General features: G+C 44.7%; 18 protein-coding genes. 14 read left to right on the forward strand and 4 right to left on the reverse strand.

Features of this window, described 5'->3' with window-relative positions; translation table 11 throughout:
* Nucleotides 1–79: 79 nt before the first annotated feature.
* Complete coding sequence (locus CRO25_RS22340) at nucleotides 80–2,326, reverse strand: AraC family transcriptional regulator (protein ID WP_079696518.1); 2,247 nt, start codon at nucleotides 2,324–2,326, stop codon at nucleotides 80–82.
* 402 nt (nucleotides 2,327–2,728) lie between these two features.
* Here CRO25_RS22340 and CRO25_RS22345 point away from each other — a divergent pair, with 402 nt between their 5' ends.
* The 3 genes from CRO25_RS22345 to CRO25_RS22355 all read left to right on the forward strand — a co-directional run bounded on the left by CRO25_RS22345 (nucleotide 2,729) and on the right by CRO25_RS22355 (nucleotide 6,225).
* On the forward strand, nucleotides 2,729–3,634 hold the full coding sequence (locus CRO25_RS22345; RefSeq protein ID WP_063564186.1) for a sugar ABC transporter permease: 906 nt from the start codon (nucleotides 2,729–2,731) through the stop codon (nucleotides 3,632–3,634).
* Between the two features lie 89 nt (nucleotides 3,635–3,723).
* Nucleotides 3,724–4,563: a carbohydrate ABC transporter permease gene (locus CRO25_RS22350; protein WP_371121667.1), complete on the forward strand. Its 840-nt coding sequence runs from the start codon at nucleotides 3,724–3,726 to the stop codon at nucleotides 4,561–4,563.
* A gap of 108 nt (nucleotides 4,564–4,671) precedes the next feature.
* On the forward strand, nucleotides 4,672–6,225 hold the full coding sequence (locus tag CRO25_RS22355) for an extracellular solute-binding protein (protein WP_079696520.1): 1,554 nt from the start codon (nucleotides 4,672–4,674) through the stop codon (nucleotides 6,223–6,225).
* Nucleotides 6,226–6,310: 85 nt separating this feature from the next.
* Here the strand turns inward: CRO25_RS22355 and CRO25_RS22360 are convergent, their stop codons facing one another.
* A complete protein-coding gene (locus CRO25_RS22360) occupies nucleotides 6,311–7,459 on the reverse strand; it encodes a glycosyltransferase (RefSeq protein WP_079696521.1) in 1,149 nt (382 codons plus the stop codon).
* Between the two features lie 50 nt (nucleotides 7,460–7,509).
* A complete protein-coding gene (locus tag CRO25_RS22365) occupies nucleotides 7,510–8,037 on the reverse strand; it encodes a phosphatase PAP2 family protein (RefSeq protein ID WP_063564190.1) in 528 nt (175 codons plus the stop codon).
* 711 nt (nucleotides 8,038–8,748) lie between these two features.
* Here CRO25_RS22365 and CRO25_RS22370 point away from each other — a divergent pair.
* The 9 genes from CRO25_RS22370 to CRO25_RS22410 all read left to right on the forward strand — a co-directional run bounded on the left by CRO25_RS22370 (nucleotide 8,749) and on the right by CRO25_RS22410 (nucleotide 17,584).
* Complete coding sequence (locus CRO25_RS22370) at nucleotides 8,749–9,987, forward strand: glycosyltransferase family 2 protein (protein WP_079696522.1); 1,239 nt, start codon at nucleotides 8,749–8,751, stop codon at nucleotides 9,985–9,987.
* Between the two features lie 311 nt (nucleotides 9,988–10,298).
* Nucleotides 10,299–10,793 (forward strand): translation initiation factor IF-3, encoded by a 495-nt coding sequence (infC, locus tag CRO25_RS22375; RefSeq protein ID WP_024628309.1) that lies wholly within the window; start codon nucleotides 10,299–10,301, stop codon nucleotides 10,791–10,793.
* Between the two features lie 24 nt (nucleotides 10,794–10,817).
* Nucleotides 10,818–11,018: a 50S ribosomal protein L35 gene (gene rpmI, locus CRO25_RS22380; RefSeq protein ID WP_062320217.1), complete on the forward strand. Its 201-nt coding sequence runs from the start codon at nucleotides 10,818–10,820 to the stop codon at nucleotides 11,016–11,018.
* A gap of 78 nt (nucleotides 11,019–11,096) precedes the next feature.
* On the forward strand, nucleotides 11,097–11,456 hold the full coding sequence (gene rplT, locus CRO25_RS22385; protein ID WP_017689664.1) for a 50S ribosomal protein L20: 360 nt from the start codon (nucleotides 11,097–11,099) through the stop codon (nucleotides 11,454–11,456).
* A gap of 578 nt (nucleotides 11,457–12,034) precedes the next feature.
* Nucleotides 12,035–13,075, forward strand: coding sequence for a BMP family protein (locus tag CRO25_RS22390; RefSeq protein ID WP_063564192.1), 1,041 nt, complete (start codon nucleotides 12,035–12,037; stop codon nucleotides 13,073–13,075).
* 340 nt (nucleotides 13,076–13,415) lie between these two features.
* Nucleotides 13,416–14,954, forward strand: coding sequence for an ABC transporter ATP-binding protein (locus CRO25_RS22395; RefSeq protein WP_072734050.1), 1,539 nt, complete (start codon nucleotides 13,416–13,418; stop codon nucleotides 14,952–14,954).
* Nucleotides 14,947–16,026 carry an ABC transporter permease gene (locus CRO25_RS22400; RefSeq protein WP_063564194.1) on the forward strand — a complete coding sequence of 360 codons (1,080 nt, stop codon included), beginning with the start codon at nucleotides 14,947–14,949 and terminating at the stop codon, nucleotides 16,024–16,026. The genes CRO25_RS22395 and CRO25_RS22400 overlap by 8 nt, the downstream gene beginning before the upstream one ends.
* Nucleotides 16,027–16,989 (forward strand): ABC transporter permease, encoded by a 963-nt coding sequence (locus CRO25_RS22405; RefSeq protein WP_063564195.1) that lies wholly within the window; start codon nucleotides 16,027–16,029, stop codon nucleotides 16,987–16,989.
* Between the two features lie 214 nt (nucleotides 16,990–17,203).
* Nucleotides 17,204–17,584, forward strand: a complete 381-nt coding sequence (locus CRO25_RS22410) for a hypothetical protein (RefSeq protein ID WP_063564196.1) — start codon at nucleotides 17,204–17,206, stop codon at nucleotides 17,582–17,584.
* A 6-nt stretch (nucleotides 17,585–17,590) separates the two neighbouring features.
* Here CRO25_RS22410 and CRO25_RS22415 read toward each other — a convergent pair whose 3' ends face one another.
* The gene (locus tag CRO25_RS22415; protein ID WP_063564332.1) at nucleotides 17,591–18,034 is read right to left on the reverse strand and encodes a GNAT family N-acetyltransferase; all 444 of its coding nucleotides are present in this window, start codon (nucleotides 18,032–18,034) and stop codon (nucleotides 17,591–17,593) included.
* A gap of 600 nt (nucleotides 18,035–18,634) precedes the next feature.
* Between CRO25_RS22415 and ilvB the strand changes: the two genes are divergently transcribed.
* Both ilvB and ilvN read left to right on the forward strand, forming a co-directional pair.
* Complete coding sequence (gene ilvB / locus CRO25_RS22420; RefSeq protein WP_063564197.1) at nucleotides 18,635–20,386, forward strand: biosynthetic-type acetolactate synthase large subunit; 1,752 nt, start codon at nucleotides 18,635–18,637, stop codon at nucleotides 20,384–20,386.
* Nucleotides 20,383–20,865: an acetolactate synthase small subunit gene (ilvN, locus tag CRO25_RS22425; protein ID WP_024628317.1), complete on the forward strand. Its 483-nt coding sequence runs from the start codon at nucleotides 20,383–20,385 to the stop codon at nucleotides 20,863–20,865. Before ilvB ends, ilvN begins: the two co-directional genes overlap by 4 nt.
* Nucleotides 20,866–21,008: the final 143 nt, after the last annotated feature.

Genomic DNA, 21,008 nt, shown 5'->3' on the forward strand with positions numbered 1-21,008 from the left:
ACTCTCATATCACGCTTTTTTTGCTGTTCTGATGGAACTAAACTCATGACGTCACTTGTGGAAGTTCGTTTTACTTCTGCTAAAGCTCCGAATGAAGCTCCTTACGTCGATAATCGTTGGGAGTAACCCCGTTGAATTTCTTAAACATCCGATAGAAATAAGAACTGTTGGTGAACCCGGTTTGCTCAGCAATATCAGCTACAGAGTTTTCCGTCTCAATGAGCAGGAATTGCGCTTTGGCTATGCGGGTCTCGTTAATAACATCGGTTAGACCTTTTAATGTTAGTTGTTTATAGAGTCTGCTGACATAGATGGGTGACATGGCTAGTTCATCTGCAATCGAGGTAAGACAAAGATTGGTGTCTGCGTAATCTCGTTCAATAATGCAGTTAATTTTGCGAATGAGTTCCTCATGCTTAAGCGTTCTTTTCTCCTCAACTTTGGATCCAAGCTCGTCGAACATGCGATAGAAGTGGGCGTGAACTTCACTAAGATCCTCGGCATCATGAATCGGAAGCATTGAACGATCGGAGATGGATTCAAGTGTAAGCTGGTTGTTCTTTTTGAGTGTGTTTCTCACATGATTCAGAGTCATGGTCAGATGGGACAGAGCCAGTTGAAATACGGTAAATGGATAAGTTGCCGTTTCGCTCACGATGTCTGCATAGACCTGTTTGGCTTCGCCTGTCTTGCCTGTCATCAGGCAATCAATCAGCTGTCTCTCTTTTCCAACAGGGAAAGCATATTCTTTGGCATGGTACGCCATGATGTTCGAGGTATAAATCAGGCATCCAGGACCCATGAACAAACGATGAAGAGAAGCTTCTGCTGATCGAGTATAAGAAGCAATACTGTTTTCCAGTGAATCTTCCACTGGTCCGATGGTAAATGAAATGGAACATCTTAGATGTGTCATCACGGCAGCCTGCATCATGCGCAGCAGGTCCTCAATGGGGCAATGCTCATCATCAGCTTCATCCTGAACTTTATCATTAAAGATAAGTGTGATCAGATCGCTGCCCATATCCACAGCTTCGGTGTGGTAGTAAAGGTCAGCCGTTTCCATGCAAATGTTCATCATCGCGTATTTTATAAGTTGGACTTCATCCCTGTAGGTATCGCTGAAATCGGTAAAATGATCAATACGAAGCAGTACCAGTCTTGTTAGACGATGAACATCAACAGAAGAGCCGTAGAACTTCATTCTGTCCTCCAGCATGCCTCCCGTTACCGTTTCACGTCCTTGCAAAGCCCCACGCAGAAAATCCTGTCGTAATAGATGCAGACTGCCACGACGCTCCGCTTCCATCACACGCATACGGACAAGCACTTTATCAATGGGATGATATAGCTTCCGGGACACGAGGTAGGATAAGAGCACTCCCGCAATTAATAGCCCAATACAAAACAGAACGGTGTGTGTCCGCATATTACGAATATCTGAGGTGATTAAGTCATAAGGCGTTATTCTTACATAGCGCCACCCCAGGTTATCAGGAGCAGTGTAGGTAATGAGTGACTTTATTCCATCAACCTCTGCCGTAAAATAGGCGGACTGCTCCGTGTTTTCTAGGATTGGCTGCATAAACGTTTCATTGGACAAATCTTTCATTAGCGCACGATTGCTGAAATCGGACAATAACTGTCCCTGTTCATTGATAATAAACGTTTTCCCTGGCTGATCAGCTGAGTTCATATTGGGACTGAGCCAGTCGTCCTTAATATTTACGACAACAGCATAATTCAGTGTAGCATTGTCATTGATCGTGTCGTAACAGAGGTACGTATAACTGCTGACTTGTGTTTCCTCGGTGGAGCCAACTTGGTATGTACGCGGAATGGGGACAAAAGGTTTGTAATCATGGAAACGGTCGAGGATACTTGTAATCCCTTGATCGTCTATTTCAGAGATGGATTGTTGTCCATTGCGAACCTCATTGGAGCTGATAAAGAACTCATCATTTTTGGAGTTATATACATAGATGGATTCGATAAAAGGGAGGGACATGCGATAGTTGTCGAGTTGTTCCATCGCTGACGTAATTTCATAGATACTCGGATTTGAATAGAGCAGCAGGGCAGAGATGGTGTAATCCTGATAAATCTGATAAGACAGTGATTTGGCGGTCTCGGTCATCTTGGAGACTTCCCGACTGGTCTGGGTAAGACCGTTCATATCGGTTCGGTAGACCTGACGAAGGGCAATGCGATTATAGTTGACGTACAAAATGGTTGAAGCCACAAGCAAGGTGGCAACAGTGCTAACAATAATGCCGATGAGAATCCGTGCAAACACCTTCTGACTGTCCTCTGAACGTTTGCGCATGATCTTTCCTCCCGTGGACCTCCTGTTTTGGATGAACAAAAGTTAGACTTCATAGCGAAGGATGAGAATTCATATATGGGCGTGGTGAATCACGGATGTATCTCGAATTATATAGTATGTATGCGTTTACATCAACGGTGGACAGCATGCTATGGCCGATTTCCGTAGCTAAAGTTCAACTTTCGCTTTATTGTTCACTAGGTTCAACCTATGCACGATATCAACTTTTGTGAACGCTCAGGCATTCATTTCAGTGTTCGTTCATATTGTTCATATTCTGTTTCGCAGAATCGTTCATGATCCGGCCGAATGATTCAGTATCCGGTAGCACTTAGGGCAACTACAATAAAAACAGAGCTCCACTGCGCGTCGCGCCGTAAGAAATTCGGGAGGGATCGAGCCATGCTCAAAGAATTGAACAAAAACAAAATCATGTTTCTCATGCTGCTGCCTACACTGATCTTTTTTCTGATTAACTCGTATTTTCCGATGGTCGGCATCTATTATGCGTTTACCCGCTATGATTTTGAAGGTGGATTGTTCGGCAGCCCATTTGTGGGCCTGGAGAACTTCAAGTTTCTGTGGCAATCCGGAATGCTGCTGAAGCTGACAACCAACACGGTGGGGTACAATCTGGCCTTCATTATATTAGGAAACGGGCTAGCGATCTTCTGTGCGATTTTGCTCAGTGAAATTCGGGGAAAAGTGTTTAAGAAAATTACGCAGTCGGTCATGTTTTTACCGTATTTCATCTCGTTTGTTCTATTAAGTGTAATCGCTTACAACATGTTCAACTATGAATCCGGTTTTGTGAACACGGTACTCAAACGTTTTGAGGCGGGGCCTGTTGATATTTACAATACACCCTGGATCTGGGTGTTCCTGATCATCATTTTTTATCTGTGGAAAAATCTCGGGTACAGCATGGTCATCTACCTTGCAGCTATTACAGGGATCAGCGATGAGTATTACGAGGCAGCCCGGATTGACGGGGCCAATATCTTTCAGCGCATTTGGTACATCACCGTACCGATGCTAAAACCGACCTTTGTCATCCTGTTGTTATTCTCGCTCGGGAGCATTATGAAGGGACAGTTTGATCTCTTTTACCAACTCATTGGAAATAACGGTGTCTTATATAACGCTACAGATATCATCGATACGTATGTGTATCGTTCCCTGAAAGTGACGTTTGATATCGGAATGGCTACTGCGGCTGGTCTGTATCAATCGCTGTTCGGTTTTATCCTGATCATGACCGTCAACTATATCATCCGTAAAGTGAATGAGGACTACGCCTTGTTCTAAAACGCCTATAGGCAGAAGGGAGACCTACTATGCACACGCGTACCCGAGATACGGAATTCACCTTGTTGTTTCAAATCATCGCTTATAGCATGATTCTGATTCTTTCCTTAATCTGTATCATTCCATTTCTTTTGATTTTATCCGGCTCATTCAGCAGCAACGAATCCATTGTAAGAGACGGGTATCACCTCTTTCCCACCGATTTCTCCTTGGAAGGTTATAAGATGGTGTTCAAATTTCCGACCCAGGTGCTCAAAGCTTATGGCGTGACGGTATTTACAACCGTTGTGGGTACGGCCCTTGGACTATTTCTTATTACGATGGCGGGATTTGTACTGCAACGCAAAGATTTCAAGTACCGGAACGCTTTCTCATTTTTCATCTACTTTACAACCCTCTTTGGTGGGGGATTGGTTCCTTGGTACATCATGCTTGCAAATTATTTCAATCTTACGGACACGTATACGGTGTTGATTTTTCCGGGATTGATGACGCCTTTTCTCATTATCCTGATGAAAAACTTCATTCGTTCAGCCGTTCCGGATGAGCTGATTGAGTCAGCCAAAATCGATGGTGCGAATGATTTCCGCATTTACTTTAGCGTAGTACTGAAACTGGCGATGCCCGGCATTGCCACTGTAGGGTTATTTCTGGCACTGGGATACTGGAATGACTGGTTCACATCATCCTTGTTCATTAACAACCCGGATATGTACCAGCTGCAATTCTATTTGTATAACACCATGAACACGATTACCTTCATTGACCAGATGGCGATTGGTACCGGTATAACTCTTAGCCAGGATGTACCTACCGAATCGACCAAAATGGCGATGGCTATTGTGGTTACTGGCCCCATTTTGTTCCTGTATCCATTTGTACAGCGTTACTTTGTCAAGGGTCTTACCATTGGTGCGGTGAAAGGTTAGAACGCTTACGCGCTGTGGGTGCGAATATGCGGGATAGCTGTCTGCCCGTCTGCGTCTGAACCATGGCGAGTCTGCGCTAACATATAAGGTTGTTCACAAAAAGGGAGGATGCGTATGCGTAACAAAACAATTCGGCACCTGTCTATGGTTCTTGCCCTGATGCTGTTTGCCGGGGTGCTTGCCGCATGTAATAACGGTTCGGGGGGATCGGCGCAAGGAAGTGAGCAGGGAGGTTCTTCTGACAACAAAGGGGAGAAGGTAACACTGCAATTCTACATGCTTGGTGATGCACCCAAGGATCTGCCAGTGATTGAGTCGGAAATTAACAAGCTGGCTGAGGCCGATCTGAACGTCAATGTAAAATTCAACTATACCTCATGGACAGACTGGGACCAAAAATACAAATTGCTGCTGTCTTCCGGTCAACCGATTGATCTGATCTTCACCGCGGATTGGACGTTCTATCAGTCCTATGCGAAAAAAGGAGCATTCCTGCCTCTGGATGAACTATTGCCTAAGGCAGCACCAACGCTCAAAGCTTATGTGCCTGATGACATGTGGAACGCGGTAAAAGTCAATGACAAGATCTATACTGTGCCATCGACATGGACTGAATATGTTACTGAGGGTATTGCGTACCGTGAGGATTTGCGTGAGAAGTACAATCTGCCCAAACCGGAATCTCTGGAGACACTCGAAGCCTATCTGGAGGGAATCAAAGCCAATGAACCGAATATGATTCCAATCGCGGATAGCAATGCAAACCATACCCATGGTATTCGTCAATTAACATCCAAGCTGGTGAATACCGCAGGTCAGCTCCCTTATGGACTGGACATCACGTATGATACTCCATCCAATATCACTTCCTATTGGGGGTCTGCGCAGCATCTGGAGGATCTGAAAACGTACAAACGCTGGATGGACAAAGGCTTCTTCCCGAAAAACGTGCTGAATGTAAAGGATACGTCCAACTCATTGCTGCAAAATGGCAAAGCGGCGGTTGTTCTGTCGGGAGAGAACCCGAACAAATTTAACGCGGATGTGATCAAGGTTCAGTCCACTCACCCGGATTGGAAGCTCGGTTATTTCCCTTACCCGAATGCCAAAGGGTTTGCACAACCGGTACACCCGATCCACAATGGGTTTGCAATTCCACGCAGCAGCAAAAACCCGGAGAGAGCACTCGCATTCTATGAGAAACTGGTTACGGACAAACGTTACAACTGGCTCACCGAATATGGTGTGGAAGGCAAGAACTTTGAAGTTCAAGACGGTTATTATAAAATGGTGGGCGATGCCCAGACCAATGGATTCCCACGCGAAGGCATGAATGGCTGGGCTTGGCGTAATCCTGAATTCATGCTCTACGATAAGAGCTTTGATGATGTGCTGGCTATTTTCAAAGAGCTGGACAAAATGAAAAAGCCGGACATCTACACCGGATTTGCTGAGGATTGGACACCATACCAAGCTGAGAAAGCTGCATTGGAGCAGGTAGAGAAGCAGTATCTCTATCCGTTGAATGTAGGGTTGGTGGAGGATGTAGAAGCGGGTCTGAATACATTTATGGAAAAAGCCAAACAGGCGGGCCTTGAGAAGATTCAGACGGAGTATACCAAGCAGTGGCAGGATTACTTGAAGTCTGCTGGTATTCAATAGTTTGTACTTTTCTTCATATTGAAAAAAGGTGCCTTCGATTCGAAGGCACCTTTAACTGTGTACATGCCAGGCTTGTTTGAAGCCGTCACAGTCTGGCTTGGTCTGCGGAGTAGGGACGCAGGTCCAGAAGGTCGATAATACTCTGTGCGCTCTGCATCGGATGATATTTGGCAATCTGCGCCATGTGGCGTTTGCGTTTGCGAACAATGTCAGGGTAGTTATGAAGCAGTTTATTCATCCATTTTACAACAACATCAAGGGAAGTAATGGGCTCCCCCAAACCTCGTGCGGTGAAATACTGAACATTTTCTTCTTCCTGACCCGGTATGGGATTATGGAACAGCATGGGGATTCCCTTTGCCAACCCTTCACTGCATGTCATTCCACCAGGCTTGGTGATCAGGAGATCAGATACTTCCATTAATTTGTCCACTTCATTGGTGTACCCGATGATATGGATATTATCTTTTTTATACAACGGATTTTGTTCCATGCTGATTCGGCTTTTGTCATTGCGGCCAAGACAGAAAATAATCTGAACATCCTCATGCCAGCGTGTCAATAATTGGTTAACCACTTCATCACTAAGCATTCCCCAACCACCGCCCATCACAAGCACAGTAGGCATGTTCTTCAAATCGAATTTGCCTCGGATCTCATCCCGCCCGGGATGCTCCCAGAAGTTGGGGTGGATCGGAATGCCGGTAACCCGAATTTTGTCTAAAGATACACCCCGCAGCATTAATTTGGACTTTACCTCATCTGTAGAAACAAGATACAGGTCCACTTCTGGGCTAATCCATGTCCCGTGTGCGTCATAATCGGTGATGACTGTACAAAGTGGAACCTGCACACCCAGACGTTTCAGTCTGGATATGACGGCACTGGGAATAGGGTGGGTGCATACAATAACATTTGGACGAAGCTGACGCACAATACTGCGTGTATGGGTGTAAAACAGTTTATGCAACGCAAGTGTAGTCAGCCGGTTCAAGGATTTTTTATATTGGTGCCTGTATACATACCCGATGAGCTTGGGCTGATTAATGACCGTTTTTTTGTACGCTGTAATGATGAGTGGCGCAACTCTGGGGTTCAGAAAACTCCCCAACTCAAGCACTTTGGTTTGTACATTAGGCGAAAGTTTTCGCAAACTGCTGGACAGCGCATAAGCGGCTTGAGTATGACCAGCGCCAAAGCCTTCAGATAATAGTAATACTCTTTTTTTCTCCACGCTTGCTTCACCTGTTCCTGCTAGGTTTTCCTTAGTCTAACATATTCACATTATGTCCATAAAGCAACTGTTGCAAGTGCGACTAAAGTACCGATTGTAGCACCTGCGAGCACGTCTGAGGGATAGTGTAACCCTAGGTAAATCCGTGAAAATCCGACAATTAATGCAACAGGGAGTAACAACAGCAACAGGAACGGCTCCATCGTCATAAAAGGGACCGTAACTGAGAATACGGCAGTAGTATGCCCTGAAGGGAACGAATGGTCCGTCAGGGGATTGCGGAACGTAATCGTATCCGGTAGGGCCAGGTAAGGCCGAATGCGCGGATACAGTTTTTTGGCGATTGCTACGGGAATGTGGCTAACGGCTAGAGCGATGCATGCCTGAAGTCCTGTTGTACTCCAAGGAGCGGGAGCCAGCAGCCAGATTAGTAAGGATACTGCAATAGAAGAAGTTGCTCCGCCCAGATGGGTGAAATAATACAGCCAAAAGTTCATAAATCGATTATGAAGTCGACCATTAATCCACATAAATACATTTCGATCATACTCTTGAAACTTTACGAATAAACGGCTCATATTGGCCTCCTGCCAGTCAGGCCCCATGTTGGCGGCAGTATTTCCGGTAAATTGCTGTGTCCGGTTTCGTCCTGATTAGTATATAACCGTTTTTTCGTGAACTTGAGGTTATTTCAGGTATATGTTTATCATATTTTTAAATGTTGTCCTTTTCAAGAAGAACACATGTGAAGAAAGTAAAATTCATGTTAAAGAGTGGATATACATCCAACTTAACTTTTTGACTTGGACGATCTAAAAAAGATACAATGATTCAACATGGCTGAAATGCGGTTAAAAAAATGTGAGTGTAAGACTGAACTTTTTGGGGTCTGTTTACGTTATTTGATATAGAGCCTCTGTCGATATGGATCAGCCTGATGAAAAAAGCAGGGACTTTAGAAATAAAAATCAAGTAAACGGCTGAAAATAAGATATAACAGGCATGAATGCGAGGTTGGAGTATCACGAAGTGCCTATTCAGCGTTTAAAGTTCACATTTCTGCTTCAGGAAGTGGAATTGCAGTTTTGACAAATGGCTGAAAAGAATACAAAATCGATAAAGCAGCCAACTGGCATCAACCATGCTTGAAACATTGTCTGAAATATTTGCGTAGTAAACAAAAGAACAGGGTCATATTCTGCGCATCACAAAAAAATAAAAGTGCAGAATCCAGGCAGAGAAACATTTAAAGTAATCTGGTTTTGAAAAAAAGGGGGTAACAGAGAACGATGTTGGACGCTATATTCGTCACGATGCAGGTCCTTCTGGCACTGCTAGCCGTGTACCAATTCACGTTTTCGCTGTTCGGTCTGATTAAGAAAAAGAAAAAGAAACATTATCCGGCGACAAAATCATTCGCTGTACTCGTCGCAGCTCACAATGAGGAACAAGTCATTGGTGCTTTGATGGAGAACTTGAAACAACTGGATTACCCGGAAGATATGTACGATGTGTTTGTCATTTGTGACAACTGTACGGATGGAACGGCTCAAATTGTAAGACAGCATGGATTGAATGCTTGTGTACGTACGAATGCTGATCTCAGAGGTAAAGGGTATGCCATCGAATGGATGCTTAAATACCTGTGGAAATTGCCACGTCAGTATGACGCAGTGGTTATGTTTGACGCGGATAACCTGGTTGATCGTAACTTCTTGCTCGAGATGAATGATGACTTGTGCAATGGTTCGCGTGTAATTCAAGGATACATTGATACTAAAAATCCGGAGGATTCCTGGATCACTGCAGCATATGGCGTATCTTACTGGTACATCAACCGTCTGTGGCAGTTGTCCCGTCATAATTTGAATATGGCGAATTTCCTCGGAGGTACTGGAATGTGCTTCGAGACCAACCTGCTCAAGGAAATTGGCTGGGGTGCTACAAGTCTGGTTGAGGATTTGGAATTTACCATGCGCAGTGTTCAGCGTAATGTATATCCTGTCTTTAACTATGATGCCAAAGTATTTGATGAGAAGCCGTTAACCTTTAAAGCTTCAGCTAGACAACGTCTTCGCTGGATGCAAGGTCACTTTACGGTTGCACGCAGATATTTCTTCCCGCTGCTGTGGCAGAGTATCAAGGAAAGAAGCTTGGTGAAATTTGACCTTGCTGTGTATGGCGCAAACGTGTATGTTGTTTTGCTTACGTTCCTGATGACAGCTGTCCTGTGGGTGGATACAGCGATATTCAGTGGTCCTCATATCGCAAACATATACGGGTACTTCCCGCTTTGGGTAGGATTCGTAGCGATTGGTCTGAATATCCTGACATTCTTGTTGTCCATGGCGCTGGAAAAGGTTACTTTTGCCAAAGTGTATCTGTACCTGATCCTGTTCCCGATTTACCTTCTTTCATGGTATCCAATTACGTTCTACGCGTTCTTCACGCAGAACAACAAACAATGGAGCCATACCCAACATACACGTGTTGTACGTTTGGATGAGGTGCAGAGCAAGCAGGGATAATGAATGGTTGACTTGGATGAAAGCATTTCTGTAAAAAAATATTGTAGAGACGTTGACAATAGTTTTGCAGGATGTTATAGTATTCAAGTGCGTTAAATGAATAGCTATGGAATCACAAGTAGAAGTCCGACTTCTCACCTGATCAACAAACATGTTGGCTGGTCAACGATCCCAATAATTTATGAAGTGTTTACTCATGAAGAATTGTGTTGATTACAGGGATGTCGGTAGCTTAACCGGCATCCCTTTTATTTTTGTGTAACAGGATATTCAAAATGACCTGGAGGTGGACGGTTATTAGTAAAGATCACATGATTAATGATGAGATTCGGGCGAAGGAAGTACGCCTTGTTGGAGCTGAAGGAGAACAAATTGGGATCACGCCGATTCGGGAAGCACTGCAAATGGCGATTGACCTGAACTTGGACCTGGTCAATGTGGCACCACAGGCTAAACCGCCGGTATGCCGCATCATGGACTATGGCAAATTCCGCTATGAGCAACAAAAGAAAGACAAAGAAGCCCGTAAGAACCAGAAAATTGTTGACATTAAAGAAGTATGGTTCCGTTCCAATATTGAGGAGCATGATTATCAAACGAAGCTTCGTAATGTAGTTAAGTTCTTGAAAGAAGGCGACAAGGTAAAATGTTCCGTTCGTTACCGCGGACGTGAAATTGCGCATGCCGCCATTGGTCAACGGATTTTGGAACGCGTTAAGGTGGAGGTTGCAGAACTTTGCACCATCGAACGTCAACCAAAATTGGAAGGCCGCAGTATGATCATGATTCTGGCTCCTAAAGCCTGATAACATTGGAGGAGGAAACACAAAATGCCTAAAATGAAAACACACAGCAGTTTGAAAGGACGCTTCAAAATTACCGGTTCCGGTAAAGTCCTGCGTTACAAAGCTCACAAAAACCACTTGCTTTCCCACAAATCAAAACGTGCTAAGCGCGTTCTGAACGGCAACCCAGTAATGGCTGCCGGGGACGTAAGACGTTTGAAACAAGGTCTGGCTAACTTGAAATAGTAAATCCGTATGGGGGATCGGCTTAGGCCGTACACATACCACGGATACATTTAATATTTATTGGGAGGTTCTTTTAATATGGCAAGAGTAAAAGGCGGTTTTGTAGTACGTCGTCGTCATAAAAAGGTTTTGAAACTGGCAAGAGGTTATTTCGGTTCCAAACACCGTATTTTTAAAACAGCTAACGAGCAAGTAATGAAATCCCTGGTATACGCATACCGTGACCGTCGCAACACAAAACGTAACTTCCGCAGACTGTGGATCGTTCGTATCAATGCTGCAGCACGTATGAATGGTTTGTCTTACAACAAACTGATCCATGGATTGAAACTTGCTGGTGTAGACATGAACCGCAAAATGTTGGCTGATCTGGCCGTTAACGACATCAATGCGTTCAACTCTTTGGCTACTGTAGCTAAAGGCAAAATCAACGCTTAAAATTGTTTATGCAAGCCGCCGTACCTATGGCGGCTTTTTTTACGGCTTAAAGATTGATCTACTCCAAAGAGTCTGGTTGTGCGCGACGAATATGCTGCAATCTGTAAGGGCACAATGAAAGCATATAACGGGTGAATAACAGGCTGTGATAATACATAAAATACGAACGGTGAAATAATGCAAACAAAAACAGGTGGATTCCACATCTTTCTAGGAAGTGTGATACGTTTTTGTTATATAACATTACATCGTTGTAACGTTAGTGTGTTAAATCGTTAAATTATTAAGCGCTTTCAATAAAAAAAGAGCAAAAATAAGTGAGATTTGGTGATGAAACATCTGGATTTTACCACGGGTTGAATGTATAATCACCTCTAGTAGGCTAGTCCTAAAATTTTCTCTTCAAGTCATAATGTTCGGTTTTTCGACAGGTGACACAATCTTTAAGGGATAAGAATGCGCTTTTAATGTCGAAGAAACCATACATTCTGCATAAAAGCCATATTATCGATCTGTTGATCCGTTCCATTTTGGCCTGGACAGGAATTAGGTATATATCATTAAGGGGGAACAGAGAAATGAAAAAGATGCTCAGCTTGTCTTTGGTCATGTTGCTGGCAGTATCGGTTATGCTCGCAGGTTGCGGTAGCAAACCGAAAGAGGAAACAAATGCCGGAGGAACTACAGGTGGCGAAAACACTGAAGCTAAATCCGATTTGAAAATTGGTATGGTTACTGACGTAGGTGGAGTTAACGACAAATCGTTTAACCAATCCGCTTGGGAAGCTCTGCAAGCAACTGAAACTGAAACAGGTGTAGCTGTTAAATACCTGCAAAGTAAATCCGATGAAGAGTACATTCCAAACCTGAACGAGTTCGTTAAAGGTGGATATGATCTGACTTGGGGTATCGGTTTCCAATTGGCTGATGCGATCAAGACTGTAGCTGAACAAAATCCTGATTCCAAACTCGCGATCATCGACAGTGTTGTTGATGCTCCTAACGTTAAATCAGTAACATTTGCTGAAGAAGAAGGTTCTTACTTGGTAGGTGTTGTAGCTGGTCTGACAACTAAATCGAACAAAATTGGTTTTGTTGGCGGTATGGAAAGCCCACTGATCAAAAAGTTTGAAGTAGGTTTCAGAGAAGGCGTTAAAGCGGTTAATCCTAATGCTGAATTCATTTCCAACTACACAGGTGCATTTGATAAGCCTGACCTTGGTAAAGCAGCAGCAGCTACACTTTACAACAAAGGCGTAGATATCATTTTCCACGCTTCCGGTGCTACAGGTAATGGTGTGTTCAACGAAGCAATCGCTCGTAAGAAACAAGGTCAAGACGTTTGGGTTATCGGTGTAGATAAAGACCAATCCCTGGAGTTTGGTGATGAAGTAACACTGACTTCCATGATCAAAAAAGTTGACGAAGCTGTTAAGCGCGTAAACCAAGAAATCATCGATGGAACATTCAAAGGCGGAGCTGAGAACCTGACTTTGAAAGAAAACGGTGTAGGTATCGCTGACACTTCTACGAAAAATGTTTCTGCTGATACACTTGCAAAAGTGGACGAGTACAAAGAAAAAATCATCAACGGCGAAATCAAAGTTCCTACAGAGTAATCTGATTCTGCTGTGAAAATGAATAATCATCGAGGCCGGTCTTGACCGGCCTTATGATTGTCAGAGTAGGAAAATTTGCTCAGGTCATCATAACAATTGTACAAGCTATGTAGTATGTGCTTGGGCATTAGCCACGGCAAAAGAAAGAAGTCTTCGTATCAACGCTCCGGTAGGAGCTTTTCTTAAGATTATGGAATGCAGAAGTTTCGCTGAAACTGAAGGATTCGATAATCCCAAGAAAAAGTACCGCTGAAATGCGGTCATCTTCCTTGAATAAACGTCGTTAGACGTTTTTCTTACGTTTGCGGAACCACACTATATCAGGTATAAGGGTGATTACATGGGTGCAGCAACCCCCGTCGTTGAGTTGAAACAAATCACGAAGCGTTTCCCAGGCATTGTTGCCAACGACGCCATCAGCCTTCAGCTTCGTAAAGGCGAGATCCATGCTCTACTGGGCGAAAACGGCGCTGGTAAATCAACGTTGATGAATATTGTCTTTGGTCTCTATCAGCCGGATGAAGGTTCCATTGAAGTGAATGGCAAGCCTGTCATCATCGATAGCCCTAACAAAGCAATCGATCTTGGCATCGGCATGGTGCATCAGCACTTTAAGCTTGTACAGCCGTTCACGGTAACAGAGAACATTATTTTGGGATCTGAACCAAGGAAAGGTCTCAACATTAATTATAAAAAAGCTGCTGCTGAAGTGCAGCGTCTGTCTGAACAGTATGGACTCAAAGTGAATCCGCATGCCAAAATTCATGATATTTCTGTCGGAATGCAGCAACGTGTTGAAATTGTAAAAACGTTGTATCGTGGTGCAGACATTCTTATTTTTGACGAGCCTACTGCTGTATTAACACCTCAGGAAATCAAAGAACTGATGGTAATCATGAAAAAATTAGTGGCCGAAGGCAAGTCCATTATTCTGATTACACACAAACTGAAAGAAATCATGGAAATCTCCGATACGGTGACAATTATTCGCCGTGGTAAAGTGATTGATTCAGTTATAACATCAGAAACGAATCCAAATGAGTTGGCAGAAAAAATGGTTGGTCGCAATGTCACATTTAAAGTGGACAAAAAGCCGGCTACACCAGGAAACAATGTGCTTGAAGTTAGCAAATTGACCGCCAAAAACAAAGAAGGCATTTCGGTTCTGAACGAACTCAACCTGAATGTACGTGCAGGTGAGATTGTAGGAATCGCAGGTGTCGATGGTAATGGACAGAGCGAACTGATTGAGGCTCTTACCGGACTGCGTAAAGTAGATAGCGGTTCGATTCGCCTTGAGGGTAAAGAACTGTCTAATCATTCTCCGCGCCATATTTCGGAGTCGGGTGTAGCCCATATTCCGGAAGACCGGCACAAGCATGGACTTGTCCTTGATTTTTCTGTGAGTGAAAATATTGTTCTGGAATCGTATTATAAGTCTCCTTATACGCGTAAAGGATTCCTTAACTTCGATGCGATCAAGAAGCAAGCGAAGCGTCTTGTCGAGGCATTTGATGTGCGTACACCAAGCATTGAAACAAAGGCCCGCTCCTTATCGGGAGGGAACCAACAGAAAGCCATTATCGCACGTGAGGTTGATAAAAATCCTGAACTGCTTATTGCTGCCCAGCCAACTCGCGGTCTGGACGTAGGTGCTATTGAGTTTGTTCAAAAACAATTGATTGCACAACGTGATCAGGGCAAAGCGGTATTGCTGATCTCATTCGAGCTGGATGAAATTATCAACGTATCCGACCGAATTGCTGTCATCTATGAAGGACAGATCGTGGGCGAGGTGCTGCCGGAAGAAACCAATGACAGGGAGCTCGGCTTGATGATGGCGGGCAGCACCCAAAAGAGAGGTACTGTGCATGAATAACGTATTAAAATGGTTTACCCGTGATTCATTTATATTACCTATTGTAGCCATCATTATGGGTCTGATCCTGGGTGGTATTGTCATGCTGATCGGCGGATACAACCCGATTGAAGCGTACAGTGCATTGTTTACGAAGGTTTTCGGAGACATGTACAACTTTGGTGAAGCAGTTCGGGAAATGACACCACTGATTATGACAGGACTTGCATTTGCATTTGCGGCACGTGCAGGACTGTTTAATATCGGGGGCGAAGGACAATTTCTCGTCGGTATGACTGCAGCGACTTTTGTAGGCGTGAAGTTTGCAGGTCTGCCAATCTACATTCATGCTCCACTGGCTTTGATTGCTGGTGCAGTATTTGGTGGTCTGTGGGCAGCTATTGCCGGTTATCTTAAAGCAGCGCGTGGGGTTAACGAAGTTATCAGTAGTATCATGCTGAACTGGATTGGTTTGTATCTGGCCAACCTGATCGTGCGCCAATTCCTGCTGTTAAAAGGTGAAAATCGTTCGGTGGATATCAGTGATAGCGCATCGATTAGTCTGACATGGCTTTCTGAGCTGATGGGCAACTCCCGTGTTCACATGGGAACATTGATTGCTCTTGTCATGGCTGTACTCTTTTATATTTACATGTGGAAAACCAAACAAGGGTACGAGATTCGTGCCGTAGGATATAACCCGAATGCGGCAGAGTATGCGGGTATGCATGTCAATCGCAATATCGTTAAAGCTATGTTTATCAGTGGTATGCTTGCAGGTCTTGGCGGTGCATTCCAGGTACTCGGGGTGTTCCAATATCAGACCGTTATGTCGGGCTCGCCAGGTACAGGTTTTGACGGAATCGCGGTTGCACTGATTGGTTTGAATCATCCGTTTGGTGTGTTGCTGGGTGCTTTGTTATTCGGTACGCTCACTTATGGATCTGCGGGAATGAGCTTTGCTGCGGATGTACCGCCCGAGATTATTCGGATTGTTATCGGTTCGATTATCTTCTTCATTGCGGCACAAGGCATCGTGCGCTGGGTACTTAAACCGTTCTATTCCAAGCGCAAGAAAGAGAAGGTGTTGTAGATGGACTTGTTGACAATTGGGCAAATTATCAATACGACGCTTGTCTTTGCCACGGCATTGATTTTTGCATCCCTGGGCGGGATTTTCTCGGAAAAATCCGGTGTGACCAACCTTGGACTTGAAGGTTTCATGGTATTTGGTGCGTTTGCTGCAGGGATTGCTGCGCATTATGCACAAGAAGCTGGCATGGGAGGAACGACGTCTGCCTGGATGGGGATTTTGTTCGCGGTTGTGTTGGGTGTAGTGGTTTCACTGATCCACGCGGTTGCCTCCATTACGTTTAAGGCTGACCAAATTATCAGCGGTATCGTCATTAACTTTCTGGCAGCAGGAAGCACACTTTATCTGGTAAAGCTGCTGTTTGAAGGATCAGGCGATTCACCATTGGTACAAGGATTCAGCAAGTTTGATGTGCCACTGTTAAAGGATATTCCTTTGCTTGGGGAAGCTTTCTTCAAGAATGTGTACCCGACAACATATCTGGCTATTCTGTTCGTCTTCCTGACGTATTACATTATGTACAAAACTCCATTCGGTCTTCGTCTTCGCTCGGTTGGTGAACATCCAAGTGCTGCGGATACCGTGGGTGTTAAAGTGCGTCGTTATCGTTATGTTGCGGTAATGATCAGTGGTGCGCTGGCTGCTATTGGTGGAGCTGCAATCACGCTGACTACGACAGGCACATTCTCTCATAATACTGTTTCCGGCCAAGGTTACATTGCGATTGCAGCGATGATCTTTGGTAAGTGGAATCCGATTGGTGCCTTTGGGGCGGCTGTGTTCTTTGGTTTCTCGCAAGCTATCCGGAACTATGTACAGTTGTTCGAATGGTCTCAAAGTATTCCCCAGGAAATTATTTATATGCTTCCTTACTTGCTCACCATCATCGTGCTCGTTGCGGCTGTTGGACGCTCTTCTGCTCCGTCTGCACTCGGGGAACCGTATGATCCGGGGAAAAGGTAACAACCGAAATTATGTTTCCCACATAATGCTTTACTAGAAAAGGTTCGCCTCGTGCGAACCTTTTTTTTGTTTCACAAAGATAAATAACAGGTCATCAGCTTTCTTAACTGTTATAGAGAAAGACACCCATATTTTCATTTAGGGACAAAGAAACAGGCGAAGCCGGCCCTGGACGAATACACTGTTTTGAACGATCCGAGGAGGAGGGGATAGTATGAAACAACATGTTACGCGTGATGAAGCGATGAAATTAATAGGCAAAAATATTGTCGCGATCAAAAAAGACGGTACTCGGGTGACCGGAAGACTGTTGAAAGTATCGGGCAATAAATTAGTGCTGAAACGTGCAGTTGGCAAAAAAGTACACACCAAAGCTATTTTGCCATTGGTATTATTTGATTTACTCGCTGTCGCAACGCTGCCTTATGCTTACGGCTCTGGCCCTGGATTCGGTTATGGTCCAGGTGGTGGACCAGGATTTGGCCCGGGGCCAAAACCAGGCCCAGGGTATGGACCTGGTTTTGGTGGTGGATATGGACCAGGGCCAGGACCGGGATATGGACCCTATGGACCACGGCCACCAGGCTTTTTCTAGACCGATTTATAATGTTTTTTCCAACTCGTAACAGCGGCTTAACATAATGTATCGAATGGTGATATATCCATTTTTCTGGTAAAATCGAAGACCTTTTGTGTTGCCTTCGTCAACCATCACTTTGGATCTTTTGCAACCACGAGATGCTGCAAAATTCTCGGCTTTGAGCAGCAAGGTCTGACCGTATTTCTTTCGCTGTTCTTTTGTAGCAACAGCCATCATATCCACATACAGCAGTTCGCCGTGCATGAGAAAATGGATGAATGCGACAGCTTCGTTGTCAGGATTCGATGAGACAACAAAGGTCATGCCCCTGTTCATTCGCAGGGGTATTTCTTTGCGTATTTTATTGATTTCAATTTCACTCATATGAGATAGAGGAACAAGTTGAGAGTCAATCAGCCTCATTATGGCGGCATCATCCAGCTTGGATTTACGTTGCCGAATCACCATCGGAAGCCTCCTTTCAGGACCAGTCGTGCTGCTCGTATATCCTATGCCTGAGGCAAGTTGAAAGGTGACTGAATGAAGCATTGGGATTGGGGTAACGTTAAAGATGGAGAATGAAGGATTAGGGACGTTCTGAATTTTTATACAAAAGGGGTATTGACTTATCGGTTAGAGGAATCATATAATGTTCCTAACATTTAACGAGAATATTTCATCGGCTATGAAGAGGACGAAGTTTTAAGGGCTCTTTTGCTCAGAGAGTGGCTGGAATTGCTGAAACCACCACCATTACCCCTTATATACGAGCTCACCTCGGAGCTGTTTTCCTGAAAAGCATTGGATGTCACTCCATTGGGTATTAGGGAAAATCGTATGTCTGCGTTACAGACAACAGGTATGGAGAACGGGTATATCCGTTTGATCTATCGTTTTTTGTACCTGGTAAGGTCCGTTATTGCGAAATTTCGGACAAAGTTGGGTGGTACCACGGAAGCAACAACCTTTCGTCCCTCGCAAGCATAAACTTGTTTGCAGGGATGGAAGGTTTTTTTTGTAACTTTAAATGTCAGAATGATGTAAATTCCGAGAGGAGGATGACTGATGGGAGCTCAAATTCCAGAAGTACGATCGACAGATGAATTACGTGAAAAATGGATGAAGCCGGAGGTCATTAGCGGTTCCGAAATTCTGCTGAGAAGCTTGTTGCTGGAAGGTGTAGAGTGTGTTTTTGGTTACCCGGGCGGCGCAGTGTTGTACATTTACGATGCGATGTATGGTTTCGAGGATTTCAAGCACGTGTTAACCCGTCACGAACAAGGCGCCATTCATGCAGCTGACGGATATGCACGGGCGAGCGGAAAAGTGGGTGTCTGTATCGCTACCTCCGGACCTGGAGCAACGAATCTAGTTACGGGTATTGCAACAGCGTATATGGATTCCGTACCACTCGTAGTCATTACGGGAAATGTAATTTCCAGCCTGATCGGCTCAGATGCTTTCCAGGAAGCGGACATCACCGGAATCACAATGCCAATCACCAAACACAGTTACCTGGTAAAAGACGTAGAAGATCTGCCACGTGTCATTCATGAGGCATTCCATATTGCGAATACAGGTCGTAAAGGTCCCGTATTGATCGACATTCCGAAGGATGTATCGGCAAACAAAACGTTGTTTGAACCGGTGACTGAACCTGTTACATTGAGAGGGTACAACCCACGGACAGTACCGAACAAACTTCAGGTTGATCGTCTGGCTCAGGCGATTCAGGAAGCGGAACGTCCGATGATTCTGGCAGGCGGCGGTGTAGTTTACTCCGGTGGACACGAAGCGCTGTTCGAATTTGTGGAGAAGACAGGCATTCCAATCACGACAACACTTCTCGGACTTGGAGCATTCCCGAGTGGTCACGAATTGTGGACCGGGATGCCGGGTATGCACGGAACATACACTTCCAATCAGGCGATTCAAAAATCGGATTTGCTCATCAACATCGGCGCACGCTTCGATGACAGGGTAACAGGCAAGCTGGATGGATTCGCTCCACATGCCAAAATTGTGCACATTGATATTGATCCGGCTGAAATCGGCAAAAACATCGCAACCGACATTCCAATCGTTGGTGATGTGAAAACGGTTCTCGAAATAGCGAACAAAGAGGTTCAACGTGCTGAACGTGCGGATGCTTGGAGAGATCAGATCAAACAATGGAAACAAGAGAAACCTTACAGCTACACAGATTCAGATGAAGTATTAAAACCGCAATGGGTTGTGGAAATGCTCAATGATACAACCAAAGGCGAAGCAATCGTGACTACGGACGTTGGACAGCATCAAATGTGGGCAGCCCAATATTACAAATTCAACCAACCGCGTTCATGGGTAACCTCTGGTGGACTAGGAACGATGGGTTTTGGATTCCCTTCTGCAATTGGCGCTCAAATGGCCAATCCAGACAGGCTCGTGATTTCCATCAATGGTGACGGCGGCATGCAGATGTGTTCTCAAGAACTCGCAATTTGTGCCATTAACAACATCCCGGTGAAAATTGTTATTATCAACAATCAGGTCCTTGGAATGGTACGTCAGTGGCAAGAGATCATCTATGAGAACCGTTACAGTCATATCGATCTGGCAGGCAGCCCTGATTTTGTAAAACTTGCTGAAGCTTATGGCGTAAAAGGATTGCGTGCAACCAACAAGGAAGAAGCCGAGCGTGCTTGGCAAGAAGCCCTGGATACACCAGGACCGGTCGTTGTTGAATTCGTAGTACGCAAGGAAGAAAATGTATATCCAATGGTTCCGCAAGGAGCGACAATCGATCAAATGCTGATGGGGGATGCTGAGGAATGATAAGACATACGATTTCGATTTTGGTCAACGATCAGCCTGGCGTCCTGCAGCGGGTATCAGGGTTGTTCGGTCGACGGGGATTCAACATTGAGAGCATCACGGTAGGTCAATCCGAGGAACCGGGTTTGTCCCGGATGGTCATTGTGACGATCGGAGATGACAAAACGTTGGAACAGATTGAAAAGCAACTCTACAAAATCATCGATGTCATCAAAGTGGTTGATTTCAGTCTGAAACCGATGGTTGCCCGTGAACTTGCATTGATCAAGGTAAAGGCAGAGCCATCTGAACGACCAGAAATTCTGGGTGTGGTGGAGACATTCCGCGCATCTGTTGTAGATGTTGGTCCAGGCAGCCTGATTGTACAGGTGGTCGGGGATACAGATAAAATTGATGCGATGATTGAACTGCTTAAGCCATACGGCATTCGCGAACTCTCACGTACAGGCATAACTGCATTGGTACGAGGCAACGTTTAAGCAATTATATTGAGAAAAAAAGCATGGTCTGATGCTTATCGACGGAACGACAATGATGTGTTAGCAGCATTAAGCTGAGAAATACCGTTCATCTTAGATGAGGTGCCAGTCCCGTACAAGTTGCAATTTAACATTTTAGTGAT

Source organism: Paenibacillus sp. RU5M, assembly GCF_900221055.1.
Lineage (GTDB): Bacteria > Bacillota > Bacilli > Paenibacillales > Paenibacillaceae > Paenibacillus > Paenibacillus marchantiae.

What these genes read in the sequence shown, in the direction of transcription:
- CRO25_RS22400 (WP_063564194.1), top strand. Translation starts at nt 14,947, where the DNA reads ATGAATAACGTATTAAAATGGTTTACCCGTGATTCATTTATATTACCT.
- infC (WP_024628309.1), top strand. Translation starts at nt 10,299, where the DNA reads ATGATTAATGATGAGATTCGGGCGAAGGAAGTACGCCTTGTTGGAGCT.
- CRO25_RS22355 (WP_079696520.1), top strand. Translation starts at nt 4,672, where the DNA reads ATGCGTATGCGTAACAAAACAATTCGGCACCTGTCTATGGTTCTTGCC.
- CRO25_RS22405 (WP_063564195.1), top strand. Translation starts at nt 16,027, where the DNA reads ATGGACTTGTTGACAATTGGGCAAATTATCAATACGACGCTTGTCTTT.
- CRO25_RS22395 (WP_072734050.1), top strand. Translation starts at nt 13,416, where the DNA reads ATGGGTGCAGCAACCCCCGTCGTTGAGTTGAAACAAATCACGAAGCGT.
- CRO25_RS22390 (WP_063564192.1), top strand. Translation starts at nt 12,035, where the DNA reads ATGAAAAAGATGCTCAGCTTGTCTTTGGTCATGTTGCTGGCAGTATCG.
- CRO25_RS22370 (WP_079696522.1), top strand. Translation starts at nt 8,749, where the DNA reads ATGTTGGACGCTATATTCGTCACGATGCAGGTCCTTCTGGCACTGCTA.
- CRO25_RS22410 (WP_063564196.1), top strand. Translation starts at nt 17,204, where the DNA reads ATGAAACAACATGTTACGCGTGATGAAGCGATGAAATTAATAGGCAAA.
- ilvN (WP_024628317.1), top strand. Translation starts at nt 20,383, where the DNA reads ATGATAAGACATACGATTTCGATTTTGGTCAACGATCAGCCTGGCGTC.
- CRO25_RS22340 (WP_079696518.1), bottom strand. Translation starts at nt 2,326, where the DNA reads ATGCGCAAACGTTCAGAGGACAGTCAGAAGGTGTTTGCACGGATTCTC.
- rplT (WP_017689664.1), top strand. Translation starts at nt 11,097, where the DNA reads ATGGCAAGAGTAAAAGGCGGTTTTGTAGTACGTCGTCGTCATAAAAAG.
- rpmI (WP_062320217.1), top strand. Translation starts at nt 10,818, where the DNA reads ATGCCTAAAATGAAAACACACAGCAGTTTGAAAGGACGCTTCAAAATT.
- CRO25_RS22365 (WP_063564190.1), bottom strand. Translation starts at nt 8,037, where the DNA reads ATGAGCCGTTTATTCGTAAAGTTTCAAGAGTATGATCGAAATGTATTT.
- CRO25_RS22345 (WP_063564186.1), top strand. Translation starts at nt 2,729, where the DNA reads ATGCTCAAAGAATTGAACAAAAACAAAATCATGTTTCTCATGCTGCTG.
- ilvB (WP_063564197.1), top strand. Translation starts at nt 18,635, where the DNA reads ATGGGAGCTCAAATTCCAGAAGTACGATCGACAGATGAATTACGTGAA.
- CRO25_RS22350 (WP_371121667.1), top strand. Translation starts at nt 3,724, where the DNA reads ATGATTCTGATTCTTTCCTTAATCTGTATCATTCCATTTCTTTTGATT.